1 protein-coding gene is annotated in these 707 nt (G+C 62.9%); it reads left to right on the forward strand.

The window, feature by feature from the left end; genetic code table 11:
* A partial coding sequence (locus NKH33_RS33145; protein ID WP_352923745.1) for an IS5 family transposase occupies positions 1 to 567 on the forward strand: 567 nt, incomplete at its 5' end.
* Positions 568 to 707 lie beyond the last annotated feature (140 nt).

Raw genomic sequence — 707 nt, forward strand, 5'->3', positions numbered from 1 at the left:
GCCTCGTTCATGCAATCCCCCGGCCGGCCGCCCAAGCAGCCGAAGAAGGGCCACCACGGCCCGGTCAAGCCGTCGGCGGACAAGGATGCGCGCTGGGGCAAGAAGGGCAAAAAGAGCACTTTTGGCTACAAGATGCACATTGGCGTCGACCAGGGGCACACCTTGATCCGGCGCGTCGAGGTGAGCGACGCCTCAGTCACCGACACCGAGCCGGCCGACCGGTTGATCTGCGGCGATGAGAAGGCGGTCTATGGCGATCAGGCCTATTACACCCATGCCAGGCATGACCGGCTCGCTGAGGCCAAGATCAAGGATCGCCTGATGCGGCGGCCCAACAAGCATCACCCTGAATTGCCGCCGCGCGACAAGCTGCGCAACCGGCTGATCTCCAAGGTGCGGGCGGCGGTTGAGCGGCCTTTCGCCGTGTTCAAGGAGCGTTACGGCATGCGGCGCATGCGCTTCTTCAACCTTGCGACCAACCGCACGCAGTGCATGCTGGCGGCATGCGCCTACAATCTGCGGACTATGATCGGTGTCCTGTATCCACCCAAAGAGAGACGGGCGTGAGGGAGGAGTGCGTCCAAAATCGAGCCGATCGGGCCAATGATGCCGGTCGCGCCAGGGCGACAGGGCGAGGCCTTAGACGCCTTCAAAAGACGCCCAGTAGGCCAATCAGGTTAAGCACACCCTTCATGCAAAGCCCTCAC

The sequence above is a fragment of the Mesorhizobium sp. M1182 genome (genome assembly GCF_040318335.1).
GTDB lineage: Bacteria > Pseudomonadota > Alphaproteobacteria > Rhizobiales > Rhizobiaceae > Mesorhizobium.